Below are 25,687 nucleotides of genomic sequence, written 5' to 3'. Positions count from 1 at the left end.
AACTAAACAATTAATTACTTTTGTTTTCGGCGGCGCATAAATGCAAATGGTGCAATAAGCAATGTTAACCATGCTAGTGAACCGCTGTCACCGTCATTATTATCGTCATCTTTGCCCACAATATTCTTTACTCGTATTTCAACATCAACAGCTTTAGAGTTATTACCCGCACTATCAACAGCGATAACACTAAATGTAAAGTTACGCTCATATTCATAATCAATACTACCTGCAACAACAATTTCACCCGCAGCATTAACAGTGACTAAGTCAGTGCCTGACACAATAAACTTAGTAACAGGACTTACATCAGCATCTGGATCACTAAAGTTGAGTTTACCAATCACAGTGCCAAGCGCTGTATTTTCATCAACACTAAAGCGTTGATTATCAGCAATAACTGGCGTGTTTTCTAATGCGTCTTGCGCTACAGTGATTGTTACTTCAACAGCTGCAGATTGATTACCAGCACTATCCGTTGCGCTAACCATCAGCTTTATCTCAGGTGTTGCATCATAATCAACGTCACCCGCCACTGTGATTTGGCCAAGTTCATCAATTGCAATACCGTTATGACCTGCAACTGTGTAGCTTACAATTGGTGTTACTGCTGTATCTGGATCAATAGCACGTATTTGACCAATCACAGTGCCTACCACGGCATTTTCTTGCACTTTAAAAGTTTGCCCGGCTTCGATAATTGGCGCAACTTCTGCTCCTTCATCAGCGACATTTAACACGTTAATCGTCACAATTTCAGCAGCTGACTGATGACCATCTTCATCAATTGCGACTATCTCTAACGTAATAGTACTTTGCTCTTCAAAATTAAGTAGTTGAGCAACGGTTAGCATCCCCGTATTATCAATCGTGATTGCATCACTTCCCGCTACAGTAAACATAGTGATTGAACTGTTATCTGGATCTGTGAAAGCTAATTGAGCAAATGCGGTAGCTACTGGGGTGTTTTCTGCAACAGAGAATACTTGGCCAGAATTTATAATTGGGGTTACTTCGCTCGCTTCATCTGCAACATTGGTAATGTTAATAGTAATAACAGCAGGCTCTGATGTATTTCCCAAAGTATCGATGGCAACAACGACTAGTTCAGCGATGTGCTTACCAACTTCAAAATCAACTAACTCGCTGTTTGATACAAGAATTTGCCCTTTATTATCAACACTAAAGCCTTGATGAGTTTGCGATTGCACATAAAACTCAGCAATCGCTAAATCTCTATCTGATTCCACAACACTCAAGGTGCCAACGAGATGGCCGTTTTCCGCATTTTCAACAACATCAAATGATGCATTTGCAAGCTTAGGAGCCTGCGTTTTTGGTAACACTAAGTCTTCAGCAGTCACTAATTTCAGTACATCTTGTAATGACGATGCTGTAAAAGCAAATGGCGCACTAGCATTCACAATCGCTTTTTCACCTGGCGCAAGTTGATTTACGACTGTATCACTGCCATCCACCGCAGTTAAACTCACTGACGCTGAAGAACTAAAGGTCGTAGCGCCAACTAGACTATCTGTTTCAAAGTACACGCCGCCACCATAAGATGGATAGCCTACAGATGCCTTAATATTTAACGGATCACCTAAATTATCACGTGTTAACCCAAGTGTGCTGCTACATACCGAGAAGGTAATGGTATCTGCACCGGCTGATTGATATAACGGTGTCAAAAACCGAAGCGTTTCTGCGCCAGCGTCATCGATAGTACCAATAACAGTACGTGAACGCCCTGGCGAAGTCGTTTTACGACCTCGGTCATTGTAGTTCTGCATAAGGAAGTCATAGGCACCATCGTTGTTGGTGTCTATATCTAAACGATAACCTGCTTGGAATACATGAGTGATCTCATCACGTAACTGAATCGATGCTGTAACTAATACACCAGATTCACATCCTTCAGCTGCTATTGCATTGAATGTCGTTGCAAGAATATTGAACGGTGCCTCTGCTGCTGACTTAACTTTACCAGTTGCAACAATATTTTCTGTCATTGTTGAAACTGTTGTTGCCCCGGTATTCTCAACGATAAGTTGCATCTCATTACCAACCACTTCCGGAGCAATACTTAATTCACTAGCCGCTTTTGGTAGCGCATGATAAACAACATGTAGCGCATAATCTGAATCAGTATCATCCACATCGTCAAACACTAAGGCGCCGTCAAACTCTGCGAGCGTTAATGCGGCGCTTCGTGCAGCTACCGACTCGGCATCAAATGGGTTTTCCAGTTTCCACTCGTGCAATTTACTAGGATCAACCGTTAGCGTTACATCAAACTCTGTAGTTTGACCTGCGGGAATTGTTACGCTGGCTGGAATATCCCAACTGATTGCACCGCTGTTTTTATCATTTGCGTAACGTGCTTCAGTCCGTAATTTGTAGGTTTTTTCTTGTGTCGAGAAATTTTTCACGGTGACTGTTTTGCTGATTGACCTAACGCCAGTAAAATTTTCTAAGCCAAACGATAATGCCGCTTGTTTAGTTTTAAACTCGGTATTATCAACCCATGCTGCAACAGGCAGATTAACCGCTTTTTCAACGTTAACTAAACCAGCACCAATCATACTAATTGGTGCTAATTCAGAATCTGGATTTGTGCTAAGCGGCTCATTAGTCACATTTAGATCTGCCGTATTCATTAATGTTGCTTTAATTTCAAAGGCATTACGCTGTGGGTGCGCTGCGCGTACTAACGCAACCGCACCGGCAGTAATCGGTCCTGAAAAGGATGTACCTGAAGCTGGAGCTAGTTGATCTTGCGTACCAGTTGCTGCAACCATAATGCTTGTACCTGGCGCTGTGATTTCAGGTTTTAATAAACCATCCATTGATGGACCGCGCGATGAAAAGGTTGCCACAGCACCTGATGTTACTTTACGCTCAACAACTAAGCTATATGCAGCCTTGCCTGATACTTTAAGCTCCGCTTTTATCGCTGCCCCGGCAGCATAAGTAATGCCAATATTTGGGATGGTAACCGTGGCATCAAATCCACCCATTGAAGCAGGAGTACCGTCATCTTCGTTATTTGCAATAAATACAAACGATGCGCCGCGCTGTTGTGCATGCAGTACTTTTTTCGTGAAATTACATTCACCACGATCTATAAGCACCGCTTTATTATTAAAATCGTTGTCTTCTGAAAATGCTTCACAGCCATTTTGATTTGCGGTTGGGTAAACAAGTTCAGCATCGGTATCTGCCATAGCAAATGCGGTTTGCGGACCAAAACCTGAAACTTGAAAAACAACCTCTTCTCCAAGCACGGTACCTGAAGCAATCCCAATATCTAATGTTGGATGCGTCATCGCACCAACTGCAAGTGCGTTTGGCGTGGTACTTGGTCCCCCAATACGAAAAGGATGATCGCCATCATTGCCTGCTGAGATAACAACATTTACACCTAAATCAACCGCTTTTTGAATTAAGTATTGAGTACCTCCGTCAGTTTCAGTGCCACCAAACTCGCCACCTAAAGACATATTAATAACATCTACGCGGTCAGAGATATCGCCATCACCATTAGGATCCATTGCCGCTTCTAATGCTGATGCTTGTGCTGCACTTGGACAACCACCACCACACACTGAGTACACATATAACTCTACTTCAGGAGCAATTCCAGTGACAGAGTGAGAAACAGACGTACCATGACTGGTCGGTTCATCAACATCGGGGATCACGACTACAGGATCATGTTCAATTGGATCAGCATCGTCACGAATAAAGTCGTAGCCACCATGTACGATGCCTTGCGGCCAAGCTACAGAAGTAGGATCAGCTTGAGCTGCGTCATACGCCTCTACGGTACCCGCACCACCAAAAACGTTGTGCGTGTAGTCAACACCTGTATCCAGTACCGCTACCGTTTGACCTTTACCTGTTACAACCCCATTTGCAACCAATGGTGAAGCTTTTAAATAATCTGCAGATGCGGCGACATGTAATTCATAATCATACATTGGCAGCACTTTCTCAACTCGGTAGTCACGGGCAATTTTTTCTAACGCCTCAGGGCTTGCTTGTACAATCAAAGTAGGCGCCAGCACTTTAGTTTGGCCGATTACTTTTGTACCAAAATCTAGACTACTTAGTTCAATTGTCACTTCACTTTGCACTTGCTCAATTTGTGCAATGGTTGCACGGCTGTCACCTATTTGATAAATACCTTGCGCCATTAGATCGGCGGCGGTTGTCGCTCTTAGCACAATCATATGAGCTGATGGTAACTGTTCTTTAACTTCGGTTTCATTAAATGTAGCTGTAGAGAAATTATTGAGAGCGGTAATACTGTGTGCTGTTTGCACTGTTTGTGCATTTACCGATGCCGCCATTAGCGCTGATGATACTGCAATTGATAAGGCTGTTTTTGTTATTAACTTGTTAGACATAAATTCCTCTGATGAGATTATTGTTATTAAATGTCCCCAAAAAGAAACATCAAGTCCCGAATACTACACCAGCAAGAAACAAAAAAACAACATTGAAACAAAAAGTGTAACCATTTTAGGTAATCACAATAAATTTAAAACAAAAAAAATACCGCCCAATGGCGGTATTTTAACTAAAGCTATATGCCTTTAGAGGCTATATTACTACTTTTGTTTACGGCGACGCATAAATGCAAACGGTGCTACAAGCAGCGTTAACCATGCTAGAGAACCAGAGTTGTCATTGTCGTCATCATCGTTCGCACGTAGATTGTTAACACCAACAACAACACTCACGGCTTTAGACACATAACCTTTGCTATCTTCAGCTTGAACACTGAATACGATTTCACGGTCAAATTCGTAATCAATTTCGCCAGCAGTAACAATTGTTCCATCTGGATTTACTGAAACTAAATGGCTACCTGATACAATAAAGCGTTCAACTGGTGACACATCAGAATCAGGGTCAGAGAATGCAAGAGTACCAATAGTTGTTCCTAAGGCAACATTTTCATCAATTCTGAAACGTTGATTCATCTCAATCATCGGTGCATGTGAATTAGGATCAATTTCCACGTTAAGCATTACAGTAACAGGTGCAGACTCTAAACCGCTATCATCAGTTAGCGTAACTTCTAACTCAAGTGTTGGCATTGCATAATGATTTAGGCTACCAGTAACGACTAATTCACCCATTTCATTAATTGCAATTACGTCAGAACCTTTAACACTGCCTGAAACAATCATCGTTGCTGAACTTTCGAAAAGCTCCGCTGCTAGTTTACCAATAACAGTACCTTCAGCTGCAGATTCAATCACGTTGAATTTTTGACCTTCAGCAACAACCGGAAGTTCATCAGCTACGTTATTGATTGTTACTGTAAATGTTACTGGTGCAGACTCAGTACCAATAACGTCAACAGCTTTTACTGTGATTGTAATTTCTTTAAGACCAGCTTCTGAGTCAATTAAATCAGTGTTATCAACAATGATATCACCAGTATCAGCATCAACAATAAGACCCGGAGCAGACATACTCAAAGTTTCAAAATAAGCAATATCAAGTGCTGCCTCAGCATCGAGTTTGATTGTGCCAATAGTTAAACCAGTAAGCATTGTTTCGTCGATTGCAAAATCTTCAATTACTAAGTTAGGTACTTTAGGTGCACCAGGAATATCTCGTGGCGCAGATAAATAAACTTTCGTTCCTGCAGGTGATGTAAGAGCAAACGCACCGCTAGATTTAACAACAGCTTTTTGACCTGGCTCTAGTTTAGTGATTGCATTATCTACGCTATCAGTCGCATACATTGTTACTGCAGGGTTCGCTGTAAACACAGTAGAACCAGCTGCACTATCTGTTTCGAAGAATACACCAGCCTGATAACTTGGGTAACCAACTGAAGCTGCAATATTAATTGTTCCTCCCAGCATGTTTGCATCTAATCCTAACAGATTACTACATCCAGAGAAGGTCACTGTATCTTCGCCAGCAGCATGATACATAGGTGTACCCCATTGCCATACATCCTCACCCGCCGCATCGATTTCACCAATTAATGTACGGCTGCGTCCAGGTATTGCAGCATCACGGCCAACATCATTAAGATTCATCATAAAGTGATCATAAACACCGTCATTATCAATATCGAGATTCATACGAACACCGACTTGACGCATATGGGTAATTTCATCTCGTAATTGAATTGAAGAGGTAATAAACACTCCAGAATCACATGTTTCAGATGCATAAGCAGCAAATGTAGTGCTAAGAATGTCAAAATCTATCTCAGCATTTTCAGGGCTAGATGCAACGACCTGCTCAGATGTTGGCTCTACAGCCAGCGCACCAACGTTCTCAACAACTAACTGCGTAGAACCATCGATATCTTCAAAAGAGAATTCTAACTCAGCACCGGCCTTAGGTAATGCATGATAAACAATGTGTAAGTCGTGGTCCGTATCGGCTGTTGAAGTATCATCAAATACCAATGCGCCATCAAATTCAGCCATTGTCAGTGACGGACTACGAGCAGCTAGATCATCTTGGCTAAATGGGTTTTCTAATGTCCACTCATGAAGTTTAGATGGATCAACTGTCATGGTTACTTCGAATGTTGTTACTGTATTTGCCGCAACAGTTACACTACGTGGAATATCAAAGCTAACAGCACCTGTATCCACATCATTCATATAACGCTCTTCAATACGAAGGTCATATGTTTTGTCTGCATCAGAGAAGTTTTTCAGCGTCACTGTTTTTGTAAAGCTGGTTGTTTCTGTCATGCGTTCTAAACCGAATGATAACGCAGCCTGTTTAGTTTCATACTCATCATCTTCAACCCATGCTGCGACAGGTAAATTAACCGCCTTTTCAACATCCACTAAGCCTGCACCGATTAAACTAATTGGTGCAAGTGGTGAATCTGGGTTAATACTAATAGGATCTACGGTTACGTTTAAATCAGCCGCATTCATGATTGTCGCTTTTATTTCAAACGCATTACGCTCTGGATGCGCTTCACGAACTAATGCAACAGCACCGGCAGTAATCGGACCTGAGAACGAAGTACCTGTTGCTGGAGCTAGCTGATCTTGTGTACCAGTTGCCGCTACCATAATATCAGTACCTGGCGCTGTAATTTCAGGTTTTAATAAACCATCCATTGATGGACCACGAGATGAGAATGATGCAACTGCACCCGCAGTCACTTTACGCTCAATCGTTATGGTATATGTTGGCATTTCACCGGCCGCTAAAGCAGCTTTCATTGCTGCACCTGCAGCAAAGTTAATGCCAACATTAGGAATTGTTACTGCAGCATCAAAGCCACCCATTGGAGCAGGCGTGCCATCATCAGTATTGTTTGCTATAAATACAAACTTAGCACCACGGTCTTGAGCATTTAATACTTTTGCCGTGAAATTACATGCACCACGGTCAATAATTACCGCTTTACCAGTAAAGTCAGTTTCAGCAGAGAATGCCTCGCAGCCATTTTGGTTTTCTTCAGGGTAAACAACTTCAGCATCGGCATCTGTCATTACAAACGCAGTTTGTGGACCAAAACCTGACGGCTGAATTGTGGTCTCTGCGCCTTCAATTGTGCCTGTTGCAACGCCAACATCATTTGTAGGATGCGTCATCGCGCCAACAGATAATGCGTTAGGAGTTGTAGAAGGGCCACCAATACGGAATGGGTTATCGCCATCATTACCAGCAGAAATAACAACGTTTACACCAGCCTCAACCGCTTTTTGAATTAAGAACTGCGCACCGCCACCGATGTATGTGTCACCAAACTCTCCACCTAAAGACATATTGATTACATCAACACGATCTTCTGAATCACCATCACCATTTGGATCCATAGCGGCTTCTAATGCCGAAACCTGTGCTGCACTTGGACAACCGCCGCCACACACTGAATACACGTATAGCTCCACCGCTGGTGCAATACCTGTTACTGAGTGAGATACAGATGTACCATGGCTTGTTGGTGCATCTTCTTCTGTAGGAGCGGCTGGATCATTTTCAATTGGATCAGCATCATTACGTATGAAGTCATAACCACCCATAACTTGGCCTTGTGGCCAATTTACTGTGGTAGGATCTGCTTGAGCTGCCTCATAAGCTTCAACGGTTCCTTCACCACCAAAAATTTTGTGAGTATAATCAATACCCGTATCTAATACTGCAACAGTTTGCGTTGCACCTGTAACTGTACCATTTACTACTAATGGCGACGCTTTGATGTAGTCAGCGGTTGCTGCAACATGAAGGTCGTAATCAAACATAGGTAAAACACGCTCTACGCGTGAGTCTTTTGCAATTCGATCTAGCGCACCTTGACTTGCTTGAACAATTAACGTGGGTGCCAAAATTTTAGTAGAACCAAGTACTTTTACATTACTATCAAGAGTAAATAACTTATCTTGAACTTGGCTTTGTAACGTTGCTACTTGGTCATAACTTTGACGAGCATCAGAAACATTATAGGCGCCTTGCTCCATCATATCAGCTGCTGTTTTTGCCTTTAAAACAACAAGGTATGCTGAAGGTTGATTTTTATTAACAATATCGGTCTGTGATACTGGTGTGTAGCTAGTATTCTTAAGTGCGCTGTTATTTATAGTATTTGCATTTACAGCACCTGCAACTAAGATGCTTGTTACAGCGGTTGCAACCGCCGTTCTTTTTATTAGATTCTTAGACATGATTTCCCCTGGGATATGTTATGTATTATTGTACTTATTGATGATCATAAATTAAGTGCGAGACTAATATAGAACTTCAACACCCAAAATGACAACAATTCGATTACATGTAAATTACAAAAAGCAATGTGAAAATTAACAAATCAACACTAAGTGACTGTTTTAAATAAAAAAATAATCAAAAAAATAAATGTAAATCTTTGTAAACGGAATAATTAAAATCTACCAATGTACCTAAAAGGAAAGCAATGAACTCTGATGTTATAAATATTCTAACAATGGCAAAAGTAATCCAAACAGCCGTTGCGCCAGTTTTTTTAATTACTGGTATTGCTGCTACGCTGGGGGTTTTATCTAATCGCTTAGCTCGAATTACCGACCGTGCTCGTCAACTTGAACGAAAATTAAAGGTAAGTACCGATGAAGAATTTAATTCATCGCTAACAACCGAGCTACGAGCACTGCTGAAACGCTCTCGCTGTATCCATATTGCCTTTAGTTTAAGTGTATTAAGTGCGGTACTTGTTTGCGCCGTGGTCATGCTGTTATTTTTGTCTCATATTCAATCAGTTAATTTAGGTGTTTCCATCGGCAGTTGTTTTGTTGGCGCAATGGCACTACTTATTTGTGCATTTATGTCTTTACTGGGTGAGGTGTTTTTAGCTACTCGTAGTATGCGCAGAGGAATGATCTTTGCTGATATTGATATCAATAATTAAGATACAATCTTAGTTTTATAATTCAATAACAGTTCAGTTTAACCGCAATATACTTGAATAATCTGACTTGCTGATATACAACAGCAACTGTACAAGCAATGAATTACATATAAGGGGCAAAAGGAATGAAGTTAAAGCAATTATTTTTAGGTGCAACACTTTGTGCACTAACATTTGGTGCAACAGCAAACTCTGTATTTGAAGAGCCTAGAGACGCCATTGAGTACCGCCAAGCGGCATTTTCAATGATCCGTGTCCAAATTGGTGATATGGGTGACATGCTAAAAGGCAAAGTACCTTTTGACGCAGAACAGTTTAAGCATCGTGCAAATAATGCTGCTGCATTATCAAAAATGCCATGGGAAGCATTCGTTGCAGGCAGTGATAAAGGTGACACATCTGCATTACCTGCTATTTGGAGCGATAACGAAACCTTTATGAAAAAAGCAGCAGCATTTCAACAATATGCTGACGAACTAGCCGTTGCCGCGCAAACAGGCGATAAAAAAGTAATTGCTAAAGCATTTGGCCCATGGGCTAAAGGCTGTAAAGATTGCCACACATCATTTAAAGACTAATCTTTAATGCGATCATCTTAAAACTAAAACGGCGCTAAATTAGCGCCGTTTTTGATCTGTTAAACAGTTTAACTAAACAAGTAAGCCACAGGCTCTGCGCCCCATGTCATCAGTAATACCGCAAATACAACGACAAGAATAATTATCGCAGTCCACGGTGATTTTGTTAGCTCTTCATTACTATCATTATTTTTTTCAGCGGCATAGCCCGTAACCATTGCTTTGACTAAATTTTTACCTTTCATGCGATAAATTACAATTGCCACAATATGGAGAATAATCGCGTACAACAATAAATCAAAGTTCTTATGATGCACCCAGCCGGCCCATTCAACTACATTACTTGATACATACTGCACTAATGGGCCATCTGTCAAAATGTCATCGGTGGTCATTAAGCCGCTTACTAACTGCGCCAGTAATAAAATAAAAAATGCCAACACCATGTAGCTGCCCGCTGCGCCATGGCCTGGTTTATTATCTGTTTGTTTAAATGATTTTAGTGCTGCACTAGGTGAATGAAACAATGCACTTAACTTAGCTGTTTTGCTACCAATCAAGCCCCAAATAAGACGTGTTACTAGTAGCGCTAAGGTGAAAAAGCCAGCCACAAAGTGTAATTCCATCATGCCTTCTTCAGCACTAAAATACAGCGCCGCAATTGCAATAACTAACAACCAATGGAAACTGCGAATAAACCCATCCCATACTTTAATTTTATGCATGCTTAACCTCTTTTGCGTAAAAGCTTATTATTTCAAACTTTTGTTAATTTAGCATCTTTGCTGTTCAGGGTTAATTGATCTATGGCAGACTAAGGGCATTAATTACCGTAATGAATAATATTAATGACACTTAGCACCAAACGCGCACTCCTAAAAGGCTTTTTAGATATGCTACCACTGTGTTTAGCAGTGATCCCTTGGGGGATTTTATGTGGTTCACTGGCAATTCAAAATGGCTTTAGCGCATTTGAAACCCAAGCCATGTCATTATTAGTGTTTGCCGGTTCCGCCCAACTAGTCGCTATAGAGCTAATGGCTGGCAATACGCCTTTATTAACTATTTTATTCACCACCTTCATAATTAGCTCACGGCACTTTTTATACGGCTTAGCGGTGCGTCATAAAGTGATTGATCAGTCGCTACGCTGGCGCTTACCGGTAAGCTTTGTACTCACTGATGAGCTGTTTGCGTTTTCCCATCATCGCAAAGCTTATCGAACTAAAACTCGCTTGATCTACGCGCTCAGTGCCGGCTTTAGCTTTTATATTACTTGGAACTTGTGGACATTAATTGGCATCGTAGCGGGCAGTCTGCTACCTGTTCTCACTAATTTAGGCTTAGACTTTGCTATTGCTGCAACTTTTATTGCATTAGTAATTCCTGGTATTAAAAATCTAGCTACATTGGCAACGGTTGTAAGCGCTGGTGTTGTGGCTACCGTTTTAAAAAGCCAGGGGTTTGAATTATGGTTAGTAGCTGCGGCACTATCGGCGATGACTATCGGTTACCTTATTAGCCGTATCCAAGGTAAATTGGAGCATAATTGATGATAACAACTATTTTACTTATGGCATGTATTACCTTTTTTACCCGTTACTTATTTTTACATCGTGACCTACCATTTAAAGTTGGCCCGAAAATGCAGCAGTTTTTAAGTTTTAGCGCACCGGCGGTACTTACCGCGATTTGGGTACCTATTGTGTTTGTAACAGACGAGGGGATAAATTTAGATTGGCAAAACCCATACCTCAGTGCGGCAATAGCAGCTATTATTGTCGCATATAAAACGCATAACATTTACTACACAACACTGGTTGGTATGGGTTTATTTTTGATCTTAAATTAGCGCATTTGTAATGCGCTAAAAGTAGCCTTAAACGCTGGCTAATAAAATTGCACGACTCTTATCAAGCGTGACTTGCTCTCGCTCACCGAGTGCCGTCATCCCATGGCGCTCTAGTTGCGCAACAATTTTGTCTGCGACTTCTTCACCTAAGTTATAATCACTTAAACGCGTTGGCATATTAACACTATGAAAAAACGCTTCTGTTGCTGCAATCGCTTGCTCAATAGCCGTATCTTCATCGCTAATATCAAGGCCTAAAACACGCTCTGCGTATTGTAAGATTTTACCGCGCTTAGTGTCTTTTTGCTCCGCCATCATGCGCGGTAGTACAATTGCCAAGGTTTGTGCGTGATCAAGACCATAAACCGCTGTCATCTCATGGCCTAACATATGCGTTGACCAATCTTGTGGCACACCAGCACCAATTAAACCATTCAATGCCATGGTTGCTGACCACATAATGTTAGCGCGTACTTGGTAATTATCTGGCTCACTGAACGCTTTCGGTCCTTCTTCAAGTAAGGTCATTAAAATACCTTCAGCGAAACGATCTTGAAGTTTTGCACCTACGTCATAGGTCAAGTATTGTTCCATGGTATGTACAAACGCATCAACAATACCGTTTGCCACTTGACGTTTTGGTAATGAGTAAGTCACCGCAGGGTCGAGTACTGCAAATTGTGGCTGTACTAATGGACTCGCAAACGGCAGTTTATCGTGGCTATCAAGGTTTGAAACCACACTAAAAGAATTTGATTCAGAACCCGTTGCTGGCAAAGTCAATACAACACCTAATGCTATTGCTGATTTTACCTCACCGCCTTTAGCTAGAATATCCCATGGCTCGCCGTCATAATTAGCTGCTGCGGCAATAAATTTACTACCATCAATTACCGAACCACCGCCTACAGCAAGAATATAATCAACTTGCTTTTCTTTAACCAAAGCAACAGCTTTCATACATGTTTGGTAACTTGGGTTAGGTTCAATACCGGCAAATTCAAACCAAGTGTGTTCGCTTAACGCCGCAGCCACCTGATCATAAATACCATTACTTTTAATACTGCCACCGCCATAAGTAACAAGTACCTTTGCGTCTGCCGGGATCTCATTTTTGATTAAGGCAATTTGCTGTTCGCCAAAATGAATCTTGGTTGGGTTTGCAAAACTGAAATTTAACATGCTTGCTCCATTGCTTTGAGGTGCTCATTATTTAGTGTGAGCTAAAATTTGCTGACCACCTAATTGTAGGGATTTAAGCATTAATTTAAAGACTAAGCTCAGAGAATCACTTTTGCACAGCTGCAACAATAGATGGTATAAACTATAATTACTTAATATTTGAGAACTAAATTATGTGGCATGGCCTTGATGAATTTTTACATGTGGTTGAACATGGCAGCTTTACCAAAGCAGCCAAAGTCATGGAAGTATCAACTTCCCATATCAGCCGCCAAGTACAGCAACTTGAAAACCGCTTAGGCTCATTGCTATTTCAACGTACCACCCGAAAAATAAGCCTCACCGATGCCGGCCGCGAATATGCCGTAAAGCTCAAAGCAATTAAACAAGAGCTAATTGATGCTAATAATCAACTGCAAGGTGAGCAACGTAAACCCAAAGGGGTCATTAGAATTTCTGGTGCTGGTGAATTTGTTGCATGTCATGTAGCACCTAAAATTGTTGAGTTTGTAAAACGCTACCCTGAGGTTGAAGTAGATATGGACTTCAACAATCGTAATGTCGACTTAGTTGAAGAAGGTTTTGATTTAGCGATCCGTTTTGGCCGCATGCAAGACTCTAACTTAATTGCACGACCACTTAGCCCGCGAATCATGACTCTCGTTGCCAGTCCAGAATATTTAGCACATCACCCAACCCCAACTACGCCTCAACAATTAACCGCTCATAATTGCTTAATTGCCATGGGGAAACGTTGGCGATTTAATTTTGCCGGCGATATTAAAGAGGTAAAAGTTGCCGGCAACTGGCGCAGTAACCATCCGCGCGCACTATTATCTGCGACATTAGCAGGCTTAGGCATTGCCCATTTAGCCACTGATATTGTTGATAAGTATATTGAAAACGGGCAACTAATTACCTTACTTGATGAGTTTCAGGTAACAGACAATGCCTCTTGGTTAGTGTATCCACGTAAAGATTTAATGCCGTACAGAGTGCGATTATTGATTGAACATTTACTCACAAGCTTTAATCATGCAAGTTAAAATAAAATGGTCTATGCAATGTGATGATAATTTAAGCTGTATGTCTGTCACAACTCAGGATAGAATTTAACAAACAACAATAACAAGAGAGCAACATGAACGACTTCTATCAACTTTCAGCCAGCAATCTGCAAGGCCAAAGCATTGATTTTTCAGATTTCGCAGGCAAAGTTGTGTTAATTGTCAACACTGCCAGTAAATGTGGCTTCACTCCACAGTACGAAGGTTTACAACAATTACATGCAAAATACGCTGATCAAGGGTTAGTAATTATTGGTTTTCCGTGCAATCAATTCGGCAAACAAGAGCCTGGCGGCGCAAAAGAAATAGCGCAAGGTTGTTTAATTAACTACGGTGTTGATTTTGTGATGATGAGCAAAATTGATGTTAATGGCGAAAATGCCCACCCCGTATTCAGGCATTTAAAATCAGCCTTACCTGGTTTTTTAACCCGCAAAATAAAATGGAATTTCACTAAGTTTTTAGTTGGCCGCGACGGCGAGGCAATTAAACGCTTTGCACCATTTACTAAACCGCAGCAAATCGAAGGTGCTATTATCAAAGCCCTTAAAAGCAGTAATATCTAAACTCTAAAAGCAATAAAGAGGCAAATTGCCTCTTTATTTAAATTATCTCTTAGTCGTTTAAATACTCATCTAAGTCATCATCGCCCAAGTTTTTACGCAAGCGTTTTTGCTCAAGGTAGTCTTCCAACTTTTTCTTAACCTTTTGCTTATTCTTGTCGTGTTGATTACGCCCGACCATTTCGTACTCGTCTTCAACAAAATCGTCATCTAGCGCATCGTAACTAAATGTCTTACCCACAACCCACTCCATAAAGTGTTTGAGACCAATTAAGGATTTTTTATCACTATCATTGGTAAATTAAAAATGTTCAGCACTATTTCATCGTATGAAAAAGCACCAAAATAAAGCCATAACGCAATTCTAAAATAGTGTTATGTCGATATTGTGAATAAATAGCGCTAAATTTGAGTTCTGGAAAGTGAGAGTTTTTTATCGAAACGATAAGTATCTTTTATGCATTAATGCAAATTAGTCAAAATGACTAAAAAATGGCTTTTTTATAACATTTAACTGCAATTAAAAAAGGGCAAAAAACAATTAACCCATTGTTTTTAAATGCCAATAATTATTGGCATTAAACTTGATAAGTATTAAATACGTTAAATGCGTACTGGTCATAATCAACAAATTAGCAGGAAATAAAAATGAAAAAATTACTATTAATAAGTTCTTTATTCATTGCCACAGGGGCAATGGCACATAATGACAATGAGACGAATATTTCTTTTAGCGGCGACACATGTGACGTTGAATTTAAAAATGATGTGCGCATTAAGCCAAATGAATTAGAAATTTTTACAGCTGATAACCACACTATGACTTTTATAAATAGTGGCGAGTTAATGATTGATGGCCAAACTTTGACACTCAACAGTCAACAACACCAAGCGATCAGTAATTATTCAGACAGTCTGCGTAGCCAATTACCAGAAGTCGCGAACATTGCTCTTGAAGGCGTTAAAATTGCCGGGGTCGCCATTGAAGAAGTCGCCAATGCATTTAATATCGATGGCCTAGATAGCATTAATGAATTAATGGCTGATATTCAGGTAGAAGTACAAAACACCTTTTACCAACAAGGCGCTTTTGTAATGGGCCAACAAAGCTTTAGCCAATTTGGCGAAAACTTTGAAAGCCAATTTGATGAGCAAATAGAAAGCGCTGTACAAGCTGCGATGATGCAATCGATGGGTAGTATTTTAATGGCTGTAGGTTCAGAACTAATGGGCTCTGGTGGCGATATGCAAGCCTTTGAACAACGCATGGAAAATATGGGAGCTGAAATTGAAGCCAAAGTTGAGCAACAAGCTAACCAACTTGAAAAACGCGCTGATGCACTGTGCGGTAATTTTTCAACCATTGCTGATCAAGAGCAACAATTAGTTAAACTAGTTCCAGAATTGAAAGACTACCAATTATTTAGTTATAAACAAAATAACTAACTTGAACTCAGGTTCTAAACGCTAAAAGTTTGATATCCCTTTAGCAGCACTCTTTTTTAAAGGTGCTGCTTTTTTATGCCATGCTATTTCTTCGCTAAATGCACTAACTCACCTAGCTTTATAATAGCTTGTTCAATTTTTTCACCCCATGGCAAACCATAACTTAATCGAATACAACTGCGATATTTATTAGTGGCTGAAAAAATATAGCCAGGAGTAATGCTAATGCCACTTTCTAATGCCAGTTGAAATAGTTTTACACTATCGTAAGCCGCACCTAAATCAATCCAGATCACACATCCGCCTTGCGGATCGCTGATCCTAGCGGTACTCGGAAAGGCCTGTTGTAAACACCAGATCATTCGTTCTTTATTAGAACGTAGACGCTGTCGCAGTAGTTTTATATTACGATCATAATCACCACTAACTATAAATTCATATAACGTCCATTGATTGATCAATGAAGTAGAACAACTCAATGCACGCTTATAGCGACGCGCTTTGGCAGCAAACTTTCCGGCAATCAACCAGCCAACACGATAACTCGGCGCCGCAGTTTTAGAAAACGATGCGCAGGTTAATACCAACCCTTTTGTTGAGTAAGCCTGAGCGGGTGTACCGCGCTGCGGGGTAAAATGTAAATCACCATACACATCATCTTCAATTAGCACCACATCTTGAGATTCCAATAACTCTACTAATTGTTTACGCTTATGATCAGGCATAAAACTACCCACAGGATTATTGATCGAAGTAGAGAACACACAGGCTTTAATATCGTGATCATGTAAAGCCTGGCTCAGATCATCAAGCCAGATCCCATCATCAGGACACAGCGGGATCTCGAGCGCCTTGAGGCCCAGGCTTTCGATCAATTCAATGATACCAAAATAACAAGGTGACTCGATCGCCACCACATCACCTACTTTAGTGACACATTTTAGCGCGATCGCCAGTGCTTCTTGAGCACCGTTGGTGATCACAAGTTCTTGCGAGTCAACACCAATGCCAAAATCTAAATAACGATGGATTAACTGCTTTTTTAATGGTGCAAAACCATCCATCGCACCATAATTTATGGCCCGACTGCCGGCAATCGACATAACCCGGCGCATCGTACGACTTAGCATTTTATCAGTTGGAGCGGCAGCAACAGGATTAGCAATGCCAAACGGTACGACATCGGCTTGATGAATTGCATCATACACTTGCTCAATTAATACCTGCATGTTGACCGAAACTGGCTCACGATTGAGTTTAACCCGCTTTGGCCGCGCTAACTGGGTATGTGCCGTTTTTAAAAAATAGCCTGACTTTTCTCGTGCTTCAACCAAACCTTGTGCCTCAAGTGATTGGTAAGCCAATTTCACCGTCGGAATACTGACATTCAGCTTAGTGGCCATTTTACGTAATGAGGGGAGTTTTTCGCCTGGTAATAGTGTCCCCTGCTCACTCAGCTCACGCACCAGCTGCATTACTTGCTGATATAAAAAGTCATGGTTGGTTTTGCTGATCACCAGCGACATAGTAGACACCTTAAAGCCGTACAATCTGTATAGGTTGCATTTATAGTTTTCTGTGTATGTTAAGTATACAGAAGTATCTTAAAATAAACACTTAATCGACATAATGGACCAAGGCCATGAAAAGTATCGTGCTTTATGCACTAACCGTTTTAATTTGGGGCTCTACCTGGCTCGCAATCGAATTTCAACTTGGCGATATCGCCGTTGAAGTTTCACTATTTTATCGCTTTAGTTTGGCTGCAATTCTAATGTGGGTATGGGTGAATATTAAAAAATTACCGATGAATTATAGTCGTCGCGATCATGGCTTTTTCGTATTACTAGCACTGTGTAACTTTGGCCTTAATTACTTAGTACTTTACTGGGCACAACATTATTTAACGTCAGCCATGGCATCAATCGCCTTTTCAATGTTGTTATTAATGAACATTGTAAATACCCGATTATTTTTTGGTAAACCCATCGCTAAACGTATTTATACGGGTGCATTGATAGGGGTATTGGGCATCATCAGTCTGTTTTGGCCACAATTACAGCAGTTCGACTTGAGTAATGGGGCGTTGGTCGGTTTGCTACTTGCCTTAGCTGGCACCTTTGTGGCTTCATTAGGGAATATGATCAGCGTACGTAACTCTCAACAACGTATTGGCGTCATGCAGGGCAATGCATGGGGCATGTTATACAGCGCTATTGGTTTATTTGTATATGTAATCATCAGCGGTGCCGATTTTAGCCTGTCGGCCCCAGCAAGCTACTGGTATTCATTAGTTTATTTATCGGTGTTTGGGACGGTTATTGCATTTGCATGTTACTTTGCACTACTAAAAAATATCGGCCCAGAACGTGCCAGCTATGTGATTGTGTTATTTCCATTAGTTGCAGTGACTTTAAGTACATTATTTGAAGGTTTTAGTTGGCAAGCCAATACGTTTATCGGCTTTAGTTTAGTACTGCTTGGTAATGCTATTGTACTGACTCCAACAAAAAGAATTAAAGCGTTTATTGAGTCTAATAAAGCATCATTTGCTAATAAACGCTCCATCCCCAGTTAGAATGCGTATATACGCAACTAACGCCAAAAGCGCCTACTTGTTAGGCGCTTTTTTATTACTAACATATTACTCGTCATTTAACATTGCGGCATACAAAAACGCAACGCGAGCGGATGAATAGTCACCACCGCTGGGGTAACGCCTACCAGCTCACCATCTGCTTCGATTGGTAAATCAGGCGTATTTATATAAGCAATTTCCAAGCGCTGGTAGTTGAGCTCTTTCATACCGTGGTGCTTACGTAGCAATAAGCGCACAAAACTGTAGAGGTTACCTAACAAACCACGCGTAGGCACGCGATAGCACTCTAAATAGCCACTATTCAATTGTGCTTTTGGCGCTATCATCAACCCCCCACCAAAATAATGATGATTTGCAAATACAGTAATCAAATTACCATATTCGCATTGCTGCCCTGCAAAACTCCCAGCCAAGCGAGAAGGCTGATAAACGAATAAACACTTAAAGCCAGCTAAACTATAACTTAAAGCGGATAATGCAGGCTTGGTTTGCAATGCCTGTACTACATGCGCATCAAAGCCAACCCCCGCAATATTAATAAAGTAACGGCTATTTATTTGGCCAATATCGATTTTTACTTGATGCTCACTAAAAATAGCATTACGCCAAGCTGAGTTTGAACAGCCAAAGCCGCGTGCAAAATCATTACCCGTCCCCTGAGGCAATAACGCCAACGAGCAACTCAATCCCATCAATGCGTTTACAGCCAAATGCAGGCTGCCATCACCACCGAGCACAACAACGCGCTTTTGTGACTGAGCCAAAAACGTTATTTTTTGGCAATCATTAGTAAAATGTCCTGTGGTGTAAAAAACAGTGTAACTAATTTGACGTTTTTGACACTGCTCTAATAACCAAGTGCAATTTTTTTTATGTTTTTTTTGCGTACTTGGTTTAATAATTATTAGCATCTGGATACCAGCCTATTCAAAAGTAGGAAAATAGACATATTCAAAAAATAAATTAATCTGAATAATTAGTCACTTTATTTATTATCTAATGCATTAAAATATCAGTGGCAGTGTAATATTGCTTTTAAACAAGTGATTTAGGCGAATTAAAATTTCATAACCATGCATAATACTCAGTACACACTATCTGAATCATACCTTAATAAAAACAATTCGGATTAGTTATTTCTATTCGAACACCCTAATTTTTATCGTTTTATTTTTGTGCAAAAAAAGCTCAGAATAGCCGTGTTGTCAAAACAGACATAACCCGGAGCAAAGTAATGAACCCAGTAAATACATTAAACGAAAATGCAGCTACCCATGTTGCAGTAAAATCGACCAACCGCAAAGCAAAAATGCTTGCCAGACTTAACCGTTTCGGCAAAAAGCTAGCTCTTGGCGGCGCAGTTCAATACAAGTAATCACCCAACCATGATTACTTTAGCGGTGCAGCAAACACCCAACCACTAAATGAAACTACTTATTTAGCTCCCTCGTTTGCTGCAACCCCTTCTTTAAACTCCCTAAAAACTCCTTTTTTATAAAAAAACCTCTTTTTTAGAACAAAAAAACAGCAAACGATCTTTTTCCTATTTACACACCCCAATCACCTGCGTATTATTCTTTCCCAACGGAGAGATGGCAGAGTGGTCGAATGCACCGGTCTTGAAAACCGGCAGGGGTTTATAGCCCCTCTAGGGTTCAAATCCCTATCTCTCCACCATTATTACGTTTTGGTGGTTCACTCGATTATCAAAATGACAATTTATGCGCCGGAGAGGTGGCCGAGTGGCCGAAGGCGCTCCCCTGCTAAGGGAGTATAGGGTTTGTAGCTCTATCGAGGGTTCGAATCCCTCCTTCTCCGCCATTTAATAACGAAAAAAGCCCCGCAATTTATTGTGGGGCTTTTTTTGTTGTTAAAAATGGCAGAAGGCGGGTGAGAACCCTCGACCAGGGTTCGATAAAATGTCAGGAACATTTTAGGCCGCTGCAAGCGTCGCGAAGCGATTGGTTACATGGACGTAAGCAAGCCCATCCCCACGTTTGACACAAATTTCAGAATGAAAAGCCTATTGTTTTATGTCCGTAACCTTTACACCAATGAAGGCGGGTGAGAACCCTCGACTAGGGTTCGACCAAACTTTGTCTGGAACAAAGTTAAACGCACGCAGTGCGGCCAGAAAACTAAACTCTAGATCCCTTCCGCTAAGTTGTGTAATGTAATATCAAATAGAACACATAAGTCAGCTCTTAAACCAAATTCAAAAATCGTTCTGACTTTTCTTTTTAAAAACACCAAAATATTTTCTAAGGCTACAAGTTGAATAATACCAATCGTGTTAAGTTACTGACCATTTATAGCGACAGATAAATGCAGTGATAACAAGGCGTAAATTTTGACATATAGTTGTTCTACTTAAAAAAATTATAACGCAGTTAGCGCTTTATTTAGCTCGCTAGAATGGTTAAATATTTAAGTCGATTGGTATAACAGTGAGGACAAAGAAAGTGGTATTTTATATGCAGTTTTTACAACTGTATTATTGTACTTCCTTTTCAAAATCACTTTAATTTACACAATAGTTTCAGACCGACATGCTTCTTGTCTAAGCTCTCGCTGGGACAACATTGAAGTAGTTATTACTCCTTTTTCAGCATTCTTAATTTTAGCAATGTTGAGTTGTATTTGGTTGTTCCTTAGTTGTTTAAAATATAAAAAGAAAGTAGGTAAAGCAGCCTATCTAGTATTTTTTTTCGCAGCGATATTCTATTATTTTTGGTTTAAAGGTTTTTACGGCTTTTGGTTACTAATGGAGTATGAGCAGGACAAAATAACCCTATCTCAATTTTTTAACAAAACTGGGGGCAATGAGTTATTTAAATTATATGATGGGCATCACGAAATTCAGATATTGTGCCAACCATATAATCACAATGCAGATAAAAAACCGGATAACTAACTGTTACATCATAGTAATGCAATAGGTTGCTACCTATTAAATCAATACTTTAACCTAGCCTAGGTATTCTCTCGTAACGATTGGGTGAGCAGGTAAAAATTCATCGCAGATAAACGGCCTTGTATTGATACAAGCCTGTAGATTATTTTTTTGTTGTATGTTGTCGGGTTTCGCTGCGATCAAACTCACCTACAATGCTTCTGCGTAAAACGGGTAAAGAGGCTAAACAGTCTCTTTATCTTAATAACCCAAACTAAACCCATCGGCATCTAAATGCGCTGGGAAACTTTGCTTAAAGAGCTCAAGCGGCTGTTTGTCCAAAGTGATAATAACAACATCAGCTTTGTTATCAGTAGCGGCTGCTAACGTATCACCTTTAAAGTCATACACTGCCGTGCCGCCATTGTGCGCGACGCCATTAGCATCATCACCAATACGATTAACGCCAATCACATAACACTGGTTTTCCATCGCCCGCGCCATTAGTAAGGTGTCCCATACTTTGCGCCTTGCAGCAGGCCAGTTGGCGACATTAACCATCACATCGTAGTCATTGCGATTGCGCTGAAAGACCGGAAAACGTAAGTCGTAACAAACTTGCGGTAAAATTCTAAAGTCATTAAGGGTGAACACTTCACGTTGCTGCCCTGCGGTTACAAAATCGCCCTCTTTGCCCAAGCAAAATAAATGCCGTTTGTCGTAATACTTCACTTCGCCATTGGGCCATGCCCAATAAAAGCGATTAGCTTTTTTATTTCCTTGCGTTACCAATACCGAGCCTGCAATTACCGCATTACTTGATTTTGCCGACGCGATCATCCAATCAAGCACTTTGCCTTGCTTTAACTGATGATCCGGCTCTGCGCAATCAAGGTTAATAGCAAAGCCGGTGGCAAAGGTTTCTGGCAATAAAATAAGCTCTACTGATTTATCTATATCAGCTATTTTATTGCCAAAGTGTGCCAAGTTAGCGTCTTTATCTAACCAATTAAGCGATGTTTGTATCAGTGCCATGGTTAAAGTTGACATAAAATCTCCGCGGCTTGTAATAGCGTGGCGTCATTTTTGGCAAAGCATAAGCGAATAACTTTATCGTTGCTTGGTTGCTGATAAAACACGCTTAGTGGAATGGCTGCAACGCCTGCTTGTTCTACTAACCACTGGCAAAATTCTACGTCATTTAAATCCGATACATCGCTGTAATCAAGCAGTAAAAAGTAGGTGCCTTCACTTGGTAAAATGGTAAAGCGGCTATCTTTTAGTGCTTTACTAAGTACATCACGCTTTTGTTGATAAAACTCACTGAGCTCATCCACATGCTCACCTTGCTGTTCTAACATATCGGCTAATGCATGTTGTGCCGGCGTAAAGCTTGAAAAAGTCACATATTGGTGAATTTTACGAAACTCGACCGCAAGTGCAGCGGGTGCGATGCAGTAACCCATTTTCCAGCCTGTGCTATGAAAAGTCTTGCCAAAGCTTGAGATCACAAAGCTGCGAGCAAACAATTCGTTATCACGCAGCACACTTAAATGCGGTTGCTGATCAAAAGTAATATGCTCGTATACTTCATCACTTATCAGGTATAAGTCATGCTTAATTACTAAGGCTTTTAGAGCATTAATATCGTGCTGTTTTAACGTTTTACCACTTGGGTTATGTGGGGTGTTGATTATAATAGCCCGCGTTTTGCTATTGATAGCCGCAGCCACCGTTTGCCAGTCAATTGCATAACTCGGAGCATGCAGAGCAATATTGACTGACTTACCACCGGCCAATTCAATCGCTGGCTGGTATGAATCATAAGCGGGGTCAAACACAATGACTTCATCACCTTCGCGCACCAGCGCCTGAATGGCAACAAACAAGGCCTCGGTCGCGCCAGAGGTTACCGTTACTTGCTGCGCGGCATCTATTTCAGCTGCATATTTTCGTTTTGCTAACTGGGCAATTTGTTGCTGCAGGCGCGGCACACCAGATGAAGGTGAATATTGATTAACTCCTTCAAGCACATAATGATTAAGCTGTTTTTTAAGTAGCTCAGGCGCATCAAACTCAGGAAACCCCTGCGATAAATTAATCGCTTCGAATTGATTTGCTAAAGCAGTCATTTGACTAAAAATACTGGTGCCTAAATTTGGCAATTTACTTTCAAACACTGGTTACCCTTAATGATGGTTTTGCGCCCAAAGCGATGCTATCATTGCTGTTAACAGATGTATAGCCGTCTAAAAAAGTATGAGGAATGTATGCATAACAATACCGCTATTTCAGAACTTATAGAAGCAGGAAAGTGGATCAGTCAACGTGGTTGGGTGCCAGCTACGGGTGGTAATTTTTCAGCGCGAACTAACACCGGTTTTGTGGTTACTGCCAGCGGTTTTGACAAAGGTCAATTAGGGTCGCATACCTTTATTGAACTGGATCATGTCGGTAATCGTAGCGCTAGCGCCGCCAAACCCTCAGCTGAAACCGAATTGCATTTGTGCATGTATAAACTTATTCCTGCTGCTAATTATGTATTGCACACTCATTCGGTTGCTGCGACGGTATTATCTCGGGTTATTAAAGGTCACAGCCTAGACTTACACGGCTACGAAATGCAAAAGTCACTAACCGGCATTACTTCACATTTAGACACCTTGAGTATTCCAATCTTTGATAACGACCAAGATATTGATCGCTTGAGTTTATTAGTGAGCGATCACCACTTACACACGCCTATTGAGCACGGCGTGCTTATTCGCGGCCACGGTTTGTATGTAGTGGGTCGCACTATTGGTGAAGTACGCCGTCAATTAGAAGGCCTTGAGTTTTTATTTGCATGTGAGATAGAACGCTTAAAATTAGTAGGATTAGAATCATGATCAAAGCACTGCTGACCGATATTGAAGGCACTATTACCCGTATTTCGTTTGTTAAAGACGTACTATTTCCATATGCCGCAAAGCAGCTCCCCGAATTTGTAAAAACTCATCAAGAGCAAAGCGCTGTAGCTGAACAAATTTATGCCGTAAAAGCGGTTATTGAACAGCCAGATGCCAGTATTGATGTCGTAATTAACACTTTACTTGAATGGATCCGTGACGATAAAAAAATCACTCCATTAAAACAGTTACAAGGTTTGATTTGGCAAACTGGCTATGAAAATGGCGATTTTACCGGCCATTTATACCCAGATGCCTACCACTTTTTAGTTGCACAGCAACAAGCCGGCCAGCAGTTGTATGTGTATTCATCAGGGTCAGTAAAAGCACAGCATTTAATTTTCAACTACTCTGACTTTGGTGATATTCGCTCCTTGTTTACTGATTATTTTGATACTCAAGTCGGCGCTAAACAAGAGCAACGTTCATATCACAATATTATTGAGCAACTACCTTTTGCCGCTAATGAAGTGTTATTTTTAAGTGATGTGGCAGCCGAGCTTGATGCCGCCAAAGCCGCAGGTTTAAAAACCTTGCACCTGATCCGTGATGGTCAAGCAAGCTCGCCTGCGCATAACTATATTAACGATTTTAGCCAATTCACCGTGGAGCATTTAGCATGAGCCAACTGACTATTTTTGCTGATTGTAACGGCAATAATGCTTTATTAAACACTCAAGATACAGCACAAATTGCCACCGAGCTTAATAAAGTAAATGTACGATTTGAGCAGTGGCAAGCAACAAAAACGATTACTGCTGAGACTAGTCATGAAGCTATTATTTCCGCCTATAACGCTGATATTGAACGCTTAAAGCAACAAGGTGGTTATCAAACTGTAGATGTTATTTCGCTGGCAAAAGGCAACCCGAACGCTGCAGAATTACGTGCTAAGTTTTTATTTGAGCACACCCATAGTGAAGACGAAGTACGCTTTTTTGTAAAAGGCCAAGGATTATTTTGCCTGCATATTAATGACAAGGTTTACCAAGTACTTTGCAAGCAGGGTGATTTAATTTCAGTACCAGAGCTTACTCCCCATTGGTTTGATATGGGCAGCGATCCTGAATTTACTGCGATCCGTTTGTTCAATAATACCGAAGGCTGGGTGGCACAAAGCACCGAATCTGAGATTGCTAAGCAGTTTCCTTTATTAGACTAGATATCT

Annotated in this window: 21 protein-coding genes and 2 tRNA genes; 14 read left to right on the top strand and 9 right to left on the bottom strand. The window is 40.8% G+C overall.

Annotation, left to right across the window (positions count from 1 at the left end; genetic code table 11):
• Positions 1-14 precede the first annotated feature (14 nt).
• Complete coding sequence (locus tag H5180_RS06065) at positions 15-4,412, bottom strand: S8 family serine peptidase (protein WP_145239998.1); 4,398 nt, start codon at positions 4,410-4,412, stop codon at positions 15-17.
• Between the two features lie 204 nt (positions 4,413-4,616).
• On the bottom strand, positions 4,617-8,672 hold the full coding sequence (locus tag H5180_RS06060) for a S8 family serine peptidase (protein WP_145240000.1): 4,056 nt from the start codon (positions 8,670-8,672) through the stop codon (positions 4,617-4,619).
• Between the two features lie 248 nt (positions 8,673-8,920).
• On the opposite strand from H5180_RS06060, the gene H5180_RS06055 reads away from it, so the two are divergent.
• Together H5180_RS06055 and H5180_RS06050 are read left to right on the top strand one after the other, a co-directional pair.
• Positions 8,921-9,391 carry a DUF2721 domain-containing protein gene (locus tag H5180_RS06055; protein ID WP_145240002.1) on the top strand — a complete coding sequence of 157 codons (471 nt, stop codon included), beginning with the start codon at positions 8,921-8,923 and terminating at the stop codon, positions 9,389-9,391.
• 125 nt (positions 9,392-9,516) lie between these two features.
• A complete protein-coding gene (locus H5180_RS06050) occupies positions 9,517-9,969 on the top strand; it encodes a cytochrome c (RefSeq protein WP_145240004.1) in 453 nt (150 codons plus the stop codon).
• A gap of 68 nt (positions 9,970-10,037) precedes the next feature.
• Here H5180_RS06050 and H5180_RS06045 read toward each other — a convergent pair whose 3' ends face one another.
• Positions 10,038-10,694 (bottom strand): cytochrome b/b6 domain-containing protein, encoded by a 657-nt coding sequence (locus H5180_RS06045; RefSeq protein ID WP_145240006.1) that lies wholly within the window; start codon positions 10,692-10,694, stop codon positions 10,038-10,040.
• Between the two features lie 123 nt (positions 10,695-10,817).
• On the opposite strand from H5180_RS06045, the gene H5180_RS06040 reads away from it, so the two are divergent.
• Together H5180_RS06040 and H5180_RS06035 are read left to right on the top strand one after the other, a co-directional pair.
• The gene (locus tag H5180_RS06040) at positions 10,818-11,522 is read left to right on the top strand and encodes an AzlC family ABC transporter permease (protein ID WP_259399542.1); all 705 of its coding nucleotides are present in this window, start codon (positions 10,818-10,820) and stop codon (positions 11,520-11,522) included.
• Positions 11,522-11,821, top strand: coding sequence for an AzlD domain-containing protein (locus H5180_RS06035; RefSeq protein ID WP_145240011.1), 300 nt, complete (start codon positions 11,522-11,524; stop codon positions 11,819-11,821). Before H5180_RS06040 ends, H5180_RS06035 begins: the two co-directional genes overlap by 1 nt.
• A gap of 27 nt (positions 11,822-11,848) precedes the next feature.
• Here H5180_RS06035 and H5180_RS06030 read toward each other — a convergent pair whose 3' ends face one another.
• Positions 11,849-13,003 (bottom strand): iron-containing alcohol dehydrogenase, encoded by a 1,155-nt coding sequence (locus H5180_RS06030; protein ID WP_145240013.1) that lies wholly within the window; start codon positions 13,001-13,003, stop codon positions 11,849-11,851.
• Positions 13,004-13,176: 173 nt separating this feature from the next.
• On the opposite strand from H5180_RS06030, the gene H5180_RS06025 reads away from it, so the two are divergent.
• Together H5180_RS06025 and H5180_RS06020 are read left to right on the top strand one after the other, a co-directional pair.
• Positions 13,177-14,049 (top strand): LysR family transcriptional regulator, encoded by an 873-nt coding sequence (locus tag H5180_RS06025; protein WP_145240015.1) that lies wholly within the window; start codon positions 13,177-13,179, stop codon positions 14,047-14,049.
• 95 nt (positions 14,050-14,144) lie between these two features.
• Positions 14,145-14,636 carry a glutathione peroxidase gene (locus tag H5180_RS06020; RefSeq protein WP_145240017.1) on the top strand — a complete coding sequence of 164 codons (492 nt, stop codon included), beginning with the start codon at positions 14,145-14,147 and terminating at the stop codon, positions 14,634-14,636.
• 49 nt (positions 14,637-14,685) lie between these two features.
• Here H5180_RS06020 and H5180_RS06015 read toward each other — a convergent pair whose 3' ends face one another.
• Positions 14,686-14,874 (bottom strand): PA3496 family putative envelope integrity protein, encoded by a 189-nt coding sequence (locus H5180_RS06015; protein WP_145240019.1) that lies wholly within the window; start codon positions 14,872-14,874, stop codon positions 14,686-14,688.
• A gap of 407 nt (positions 14,875-15,281) precedes the next feature.
• Between H5180_RS06015 and H5180_RS06010 the strand changes: the two genes are divergently transcribed.
• Positions 15,282-16,079, top strand: coding sequence for a YggN family protein (locus tag H5180_RS06010; protein WP_145240021.1), 798 nt, complete (start codon positions 15,282-15,284; stop codon positions 16,077-16,079).
• 83 nt (positions 16,080-16,162) lie between these two features.
• Here H5180_RS06010 and H5180_RS06005 read toward each other — a convergent pair whose 3' ends face one another.
• Positions 16,163-17,605 carry a PLP-dependent aminotransferase family protein gene (locus H5180_RS06005; RefSeq protein WP_145240023.1) on the bottom strand — a complete coding sequence of 481 codons (1,443 nt, stop codon included), beginning with the start codon at positions 17,603-17,605 and terminating at the stop codon, positions 16,163-16,165.
• Positions 17,606-17,721: 116 nt separating this feature from the next.
• Between H5180_RS06005 and H5180_RS06000 the strand changes: the two genes are divergently transcribed.
• Positions 17,722-18,657 (top strand): DMT family transporter, encoded by a 936-nt coding sequence (locus H5180_RS06000; protein ID WP_145240025.1) that lies wholly within the window; start codon positions 17,722-17,724, stop codon positions 18,655-18,657.
• Between the two features lie 77 nt (positions 18,658-18,734).
• Here the strand turns inward: H5180_RS06000 and H5180_RS05995 are convergent, their stop codons facing one another.
• Positions 18,735-19,589 (bottom strand): diacylglycerol kinase family protein, encoded by an 855-nt coding sequence (locus H5180_RS05995; protein ID WP_220493048.1) that lies wholly within the window; start codon positions 19,587-19,589, stop codon positions 18,735-18,737.
• 323 nt (positions 19,590-19,912) lie between these two features.
• On the opposite strand from H5180_RS05995, the gene H5180_RS05990 reads away from it, so the two are divergent.
• From H5180_RS05990 to H5180_RS05980, 3 genes are all read left to right on the top strand, one after another.
• Positions 19,913-20,053 carry a hypothetical protein gene (locus H5180_RS05990; RefSeq protein ID WP_182757905.1) on the top strand — a complete coding sequence of 47 codons (141 nt, stop codon included), beginning with the start codon at positions 19,913-19,915 and terminating at the stop codon, positions 20,051-20,053.
• A 211-nt stretch (positions 20,054-20,264) separates the two neighbouring features.
• Positions 20,265-20,355 (top strand) — tRNA-Ser (locus H5180_RS05985).
• 51 nt (positions 20,356-20,406) lie between these two features.
• Positions 20,407-20,499 (top strand) — tRNA-Ser (locus H5180_RS05980).
• Between the two features lie 1,333 nt (positions 20,500-21,832).
• Here the strand turns inward: H5180_RS05980 and H5180_RS05975 are convergent.
• Positions 21,833-22,621 (bottom strand): amidohydrolase, encoded by a 789-nt coding sequence (locus H5180_RS05975; RefSeq protein WP_182757904.1) that lies wholly within the window; start codon positions 22,619-22,621, stop codon positions 21,833-21,835.
• The gene (locus tag H5180_RS05970) at positions 22,609-23,751 is read right to left on the bottom strand and encodes a methionine aminotransferase (protein WP_145240033.1); all 1,143 of its coding nucleotides are present in this window, start codon (positions 23,749-23,751) and stop codon (positions 22,609-22,611) included. Before H5180_RS05970 ends, H5180_RS05975 begins: the two co-directional genes overlap by 13 nt.
• Positions 23,752-23,841: 90 nt before the next feature.
• Here H5180_RS05970 and H5180_RS05965 point away from each other — a divergent pair, with 90 nt between their 5' ends.
• Genes H5180_RS05965 through H5180_RS05955 form a run of 3 tightly spaced genes read left to right on the top strand, consistent with a single transcriptional unit; the run spans position 23,842 to position 25,681 of the window.
• Positions 23,842-24,459 (top strand): methylthioribulose 1-phosphate dehydratase, encoded by a 618-nt coding sequence (locus tag H5180_RS05965; protein WP_149982209.1) that lies wholly within the window; start codon positions 23,842-23,844, stop codon positions 24,457-24,459.
• Entirely contained in the window at positions 24,456-25,142 is a 687-nt protein-coding gene (gene mtnC / locus H5180_RS05960; RefSeq protein WP_145240037.1) for an acireductone synthase, read from the top strand. The genes H5180_RS05965 and mtnC overlap by 4 nt, the downstream gene beginning before the upstream one ends.
• Complete coding sequence (locus tag H5180_RS05955) at positions 25,139-25,681, top strand: acireductone dioxygenase (RefSeq protein ID WP_182757903.1); 543 nt, start codon at positions 25,139-25,141, stop codon at positions 25,679-25,681. The genes mtnC and H5180_RS05955 overlap by 4 nt, the downstream gene beginning before the upstream one ends.
• The last annotated feature ends 6 nt before the right edge of the window (positions 25,682-25,687 follow it).

The organism is Pseudoalteromonas sp. SR41-4, assembly GCF_014163985.1.
GTDB classification, from domain to species: domain Bacteria; phylum Pseudomonadota; class Gammaproteobacteria; order Enterobacterales; family Alteromonadaceae; genus Pseudoalteromonas; species Pseudoalteromonas rhizosphaerae.
The sequence above is the reverse complement of the archived record's forward strand: the minus strand, read 5'-3'. Positions and strand labels throughout refer to the sequence as shown.